General features: G+C 66.1%; 5 protein-coding genes. 3 read left to right on the forward strand and 2 right to left on the reverse strand.

Going from position 1 to position 5874, the window contains the following annotated elements; translation table 11 throughout:
- The coding region (locus Q1N79_RS09100) for a hypothetical protein (RefSeq protein WP_300606759.1) at nucleotides 1-252 on the forward strand (252 nt) is incomplete at its 5' end.
- 345 nt (nucleotides 253-597) lie between these two features.
- Here Q1N79_RS09100 and Q1N79_RS09105 read toward each other — a convergent pair.
- Nucleotides 598-1992, reverse strand: coding sequence for an Ig-like domain-containing protein (locus Q1N79_RS09105; protein WP_300606762.1), 1395 nt, complete (start codon nucleotides 1990-1992; stop codon nucleotides 598-600).
- A gap of 738 nt (nucleotides 1993-2730) precedes the next feature.
- Between Q1N79_RS09105 and Q1N79_RS09110 the strand changes: the two genes are divergently transcribed.
- Both Q1N79_RS09110 and Q1N79_RS09115 read left to right on the forward strand, forming a co-directional pair.
- Nucleotides 2731-2925 (forward strand): hypothetical protein, encoded by a 195-nt coding sequence (locus Q1N79_RS09110; protein WP_300606765.1) that lies wholly within the window; start codon nucleotides 2731-2733, stop codon nucleotides 2923-2925.
- Between the two features lie 359 nt (nucleotides 2926-3284).
- The gene (locus Q1N79_RS09115; RefSeq protein WP_300606768.1) at nucleotides 3285-4553 is read left to right on the forward strand and encodes an Ig-like domain-containing protein; all 1269 of its coding nucleotides are present in this window, start codon (nucleotides 3285-3287) and stop codon (nucleotides 4551-4553) included.
- A gap of 556 nt (nucleotides 4554-5109) precedes the next feature.
- Here Q1N79_RS09115 and Q1N79_RS09120 read toward each other — a convergent pair.
- A partial coding sequence (locus Q1N79_RS09120; protein ID WP_300606771.1) for an Ig-like domain-containing protein occupies nucleotides 5110-5874 on the reverse strand: 765 nt, incomplete at its 5' end.

Below are 5874 nucleotides of genomic sequence, written 5' to 3' on the forward strand. Positions count from 1 at the left end.
CACATCTACGCCGCGTTCCAGGTCCACGCCCTCTACCGCGCCGAACCCCGCCAGGCCACCATCACCGCCACCATCACCGACCAGACCCCCGGCATCATCCAGGCCCTGCTCGACGACCCCCGCACCGACCACGACACCGCAGACCCGGCACGTAAGAACGTGCCAATTGCCCCTGCGGGTGCAAAATCTCTACTCGATAAAGAAGTCTTCGCAATAATCGGCACGACCAGGGTCCGGGCTGTGGCGCTATAGCAACTCCGTCCCCGCCACCGCATCACTGTCATCTTTGGCTAAGCGGCATTCGCGCCTGGACACGGCGACCGGCTCATTTCCTCGCGGGCATCAAGAGAGCCGGGCTGGCTACGCCCCGGCCGGCATGAGATGCCGCAGCATCCGACGCCGGCACCGCCCTGCACCGCCCTGCGCTGCCCGCCGCGCCAGCAGCACACGGGAAACCGGTCGCCCGCCAAACGACAGCTGGCTGGCGCCGCCTTCGCGAGAAGGACCGGCGCCAGCCAGCTCACATGTTCGACTGTGGCATCGGCCGCGTTGACGGTCATGCCGTCCAATTGGACGGCATGACCGTCAACGGCTCAGTCAGCCGTCACCATCCGTGACCGTGAGAGTTTCCGTTCCGGTGGACGTTGCCGCGTACTCATCACCAGGGAAGACGGCCGTGACGGTGTACGTGCCAGTCGCCGTGGGCGTGAATGAGCAGTCCGCGGTGTTGCCAGTCTCCGCCGCGTAGGTGATTGCCACGCCAGGGCAAGTCTCGACCGTGGTGTCGCCTTCCGTGATCGTGAAGTTCACCACGTCCGGTATGTCGCTGTAGGCAGACAGCAGGTCGCCGCCGTCCTCTGGGGTAACCGTCGCGACCAAAACCACCGGGGAACCTTCGGTTCCCGTGTCAGGCGCGACGGTCGTGGTCGTCGGTATAGGGTTGATCAGCTTGTGCTCACCTGTCGACGTCGACGTGCCGAACTGCGGATTCGCGTAGTCCGCGTTGAAGACAGCCTCGAACTCGACGAAACCGTAGGCGCCAGCCGGAGTCGTGATGGGGCAGGAACCGGAGCCGTCATCCGTTGCGGTCAGGTCGAAGGTGCAGGTGTACACGTCGGCCGGCAGCGGCGGGGTGAGGCCGGGCTGTGCCAGGGAGTACACCTCGACAGTCCCGGTCGGCGCCGGGTCGCCGGCAGTGTTGTCAGTCACGGTCACATCGACGTCCCACGGAACCCCGGACGCCTGCGTGAACGGGTCCGGGTTGGTGATCGCCGTGGTGGTCGCGACCGGCGTCACGGCCACAGCGGCCGTGCCACTCGAGCCCAGGTGCTTCGCGTCGCCGCTGTACTTGCCAGTCACGGTGTAATCCGCCACGGCGCCGTCCGCCCCTGCTGCATCCCAGGTGTACGAGCAGGACGCCTTCCCGTCGGCCAGCGCATCGGAGCACAGGGTGCCCGCGCCGTCGGAGAAGGTGACCTTGCCTGTTGCCGCCGACGAGGACGTCACGGTTGCGCTGAGCGTCACGGCCTGGCCCGGGTAGGGGTCGGCCGGGGTCGCGGTAACGGTGGTAACGGTGCGCCCGAGCGGCAGCACCTGCACCGTAGCCTTAGCCGACGAGGGCTTGTGCGTGGAGTTGCCCTCGTAGTAGGCCTCGGCCCGGAAAGAGCCGGCCGAGGCGAACGCGTGCGCGCAATGCGCCTTGCCGCCGGACAGGGCCCCTGAGCACAGCGCCTTCCCGCCGTAGATGAACTCGACCCACCCCTTCGGGGTCGAGCCGCCCTTCACCTGAGCGGCCAGCGTCAGCTTGACGTCGACGTAACCGGTCACGGCCGACATCGTCGTCGTGGTCGAATGCTTCGCCGTGGCAGGCGCGGCCAGGTGCTTCGCCGTCGCAGGCGCGGCCAGGTGCTTCGCTGCGGCAGGCGCGGCCAGGTGCTTCGCCGTCGCAGGCGCGTGTGCGTTCGCAGTCGCCGCGATTGCCGGTACTGCCACTCCCGCAGCCGCCGCAGCCGCCACCGCCGTGATCGCGACGGCCCGTACTCGTGTGGCGCGTCCCCGCGCCGCGTTGCCTGCCGCCTTATGCGGCCAGCTGAAGTTCATGCCTGTGTGGCCTCCTCCTGATGACACCCGGAAGCGGGTGGATGCGTAGGAGCGGTGATTAGCCGCCATACCACTCTGTCGTCCTCAATACGACGTGAAGGAGGACGATCCGGATTACACGTGAGGCTGATTAGATGGCAAGTAGCGATAGTTCCCATATATCAGGATCACTAGCGCTATCATGTGCGACCGCGCGAGGCAAGCGCACCGTCGGTGACGTCGTCGTGACGTGATGGAGCCGGTGAGCGGATTCGAACGCTCACCTGCCGCCAAAAATGGCACTGAGACATTCGCAGCTCAGAGCACTTGTGATCGGCCCGTGTGCAGCATGCGTGCGGCATCGCGGCTCACCGTGATGAACTTGGGCAGCCGTGCAGCGGGTCGACCGACAGGCCCGCGCCGTCTGCTGGGACGCGGTACTCACTGACGGGTCCGGTTGGGCGACTGATGGACGAGGCACGCGGCATGGATCACGCACTCGGCGATGTCGTGAACGATCACCCGATGGGCGCGGTACTCCCTCCCGCGCTAGTCTCGTCATAGCGGCAGCACACGCAGTTGTACGGCGGCTTCATCGGCTCCGAGTCGCAACCTACGCGTCATGGGCATCACAGTTCTGAAGGAGTCATCGTGAGAACCACCGGAACCATCATCCTCAATGCGTACATAGCGGTCATCCTGGCTGCCCTCGTCTGGGGCCCCCTGATCGTTCTGCACGGCTATCGCGAGTGGTGGCTCGTGACGTTCTACGCAGTAGTCGCCGTCGGTACCATCGCCGGCATCATCAGCCACTATCGCGTGGCATTGCGGAGCAGCAAGAGCTAACCCCGCGACGGGCAACCGCCCGGTGATCACGGCGTCGCCGGGCCCGACGACAACCCGCCGAGACCGATTCGAGCAGGACCCGGTGCGGAAGAACGATTCTCTCTGCTTCCTGTGATCCAAATTGCCATCCTTCGCGTCCTAATGAGAACGACAGCGTGATATGGCCGCTGATCGCCACAATCCACCCGGTTTCGGGTGACGTGCGAGGAGGCAACACAGGCATGAATTTCAGCTGGCCATGGGCGGCGGGGAAGGCAGCGCGCCGCGGTGCCGCACGGGCGGGGCTTGTCGGGATTGCCTCTGCGGTGGTTGCCGGGGCCGCGGCGCTGGCGGCGCCGACGGCGCCGGCTATGAGCGCGATGGCGGCCACGTTGAACCCGACCACCACGATCGTCACGAACCCGTTCCCGATCACGGAGCCGGAAGGCGCGAACGCGACCGTGAACGTAGAGGTAGTGGACGACACTCCTGAAGGCCCGGCGCCGACCGGGACTGTCAATGTGACCACCGTGGGCGCGTACAACCCCGGGCTGCCCGCAGGCACGGTTTACCAATGCGAGGCGCCCGCGACGCTGGCGGCGGCGGCGACCCCGAACGGGGAGGGCCTGGCTTACAGCACTGGATCCTGCACTTTCACGGGTCTCGGCTATGGCTTCATCGAGGTTGAGGCGTACTACAGCGGAGATGACGAGAACGCCGCGTCGAACACGGCTGGCACCGAGGTCAAGATCATCAACCTTGAGCCGACGATCACGACCGTCGCGACGGCCGACGGGACTGACAAGGCAACGGCGGATAAGCAGGTGGAACTGGTCGCGACGGTGAACGTCGACGTTCTCGCTGGCTACAGTGAGATATTTGATGGGCCGGCGCCGGCGGACACGGTGGACTTCACGATCACGGGTGCCAACGGTTCCGCAGCTTGCACGAACGTTGCGCTCGAGGGGCTCGGTGACCCCACCAACTACGCGGACTGCGACGTAACGCTGCCGGCTGGCACGTACGCCGTGACGGCCGTCTTCGCTGGTGACGAGTACGCAGCCACATCCACCGGAACGGCAACGCTCACGGTTAACGCGGTCGCGACCACGACGACGATGGCGGGTGTGTCCGGTTACGTTGGCAGCGAAATAACACTGGCCGCCAAGGTCAAGGGCGGCTCGACCCCGACCGGGACGGTCAACTTCGTCTGGGGCGGCAAGACGCTGTGCTCGGCGAGCCTGTCGGACGGCGCCGCGCGCTGCGCGTACGCGTTCGGCCGCGTCGGCTCGTTCAAGGTCGAGGCCGCTTACGAGGGCGACGCCACGCACACTGCCTCCGAGGGCCTGGCGACGGTGAAGGTGAAGGCGCTGCCCACCTCCGTCAAGGTCACCGCGTCCCCGGCTTCCACCAGCACGGGCAAGGCCGTGAAGCTCACAGCGGTCGTAAAGTCGTCGTCGCCGGCCACCGGCAGCGTCACGTTCTACGTCGGCGGGCGCAAGCTTTGCTCCGCGAAGGTGTCTGGCGGCAAGGCATCGTGCAGCTACACCTGGCACGCGGCAGGCACTTACAAGGTGACCGCCGTCTACGGCGGCAACTCGACGCACCTGGGCTCGAAGGGAACCGTCTCGGTGACCGTGAAGAGCTGAGCCGGCCCGGATCATTGACGTCCGTGCCGCCCATCGGGGCGGCACGGACGTCAGCATTTGTACCGAGGGGCGAAGCCACGGTTCGTTAGGAAGAAAGTTCGTTAATCCCGACGTTGACTACCAGATAACCCCCAAAATCGTGGCGCTCGTCGACCAGCTCCACGTCGCCTGGACCAAGAACTAAGTTAAGAGCACCCCAGATTCTCTTCTGCTCGCCCGGCGATCAGGTCTGGTGGCTCGGCAGTTTCACGGTGCCGGGAAGCCGAGCTGGATTACGCCCGGCGACAGTAAGGGCTTCGGCGACGCCGCGTCCGACCCACCGCGCTGATCTCCTTGGTGATCTCTAGGACCATGCCCCCGGAGTCGGCAGCAGCGGCACCTCGCCCAGTCGGCGCAGATAACCCAGCAGCGGCGCCTGCGTCTTCGGGGACAGCCACAGGACATAACTCTCTGCGCGCCTTCGCCCCCTCGGTATAAATGTTGATGTCCGTGCCGCCCCGATCGGCGGCACGGACATCAACGGTTCGGCTAAGGGCCGGCCCAGCTAGTCAGCAGCTCAGTGCGCAGCCACGGTCACCCAGGCGGTTCCCTTCGAGGCCAGGTGCGTCGAGTTGCCGCCGTAGACGGCGGTCACCTTGTAAGTGCCCGCCGCGTGCCAGGTGTAGCTGCACGATGCCTTACCGCCAGACACCTTCGCGGAGCAAAGCTTATGCCCGTTGACGTAGAAGGTGACGGTGCCGGTCGCCGCCGTCAGTGACTTCACGGTCGCCGTGAGCTTCACGGCCTTGCCCACCGAAGCCGCGGACGCGGTGACCTTGACCGAGGTGGGCTGCGCCGTCACCTTCACCGTCGCCAGGGCCGCGTCGGAGCCAGTGTGCGTGGCGTCGCCCCCGTAAACGGCCTCGACCTTGAACGAGCCGACGCCGCCGAACACGTGCGTGCAGTGCGCGGCGCCGTCCGACAAGCTCGCCGAGCACAGCGTCTTGCCGCCGTAGATGAACTTGACCGTTCCGGTCGGGGTCGCGCCGCCCGCGACGTTCGCAGTCAGCTTTATTGCGCTGCCAACGTAACCGGACACACCCGCCATCGTCGTCGTGGTCGCGGACACCGGCGCCTTAGCCGTAAGCGTTTCCGTTCCGGTGGACGTCGCCGCGTACTCGTCACCGGAGAAGACGGCCACGATCGCGTCCGTGCCAGCCACCGGCGGCGTGTAGGAGCACTGCACGTAGTTCTCGTCGGTAGTGTCATTCCACAGGAGCGCCACGGCACCGCAGCCTGGAATCGCAACGCCATTAGCCGTGAAGGCCACGGTGTCCCCACC

Source organism: Trebonia sp. (assembly GCF_030042015.1).
Taxonomy (GTDB): Bacteria; Actinomycetota; Actinomycetes; order Streptosporangiales; family Streptosporangiaceae; genus Trebonia.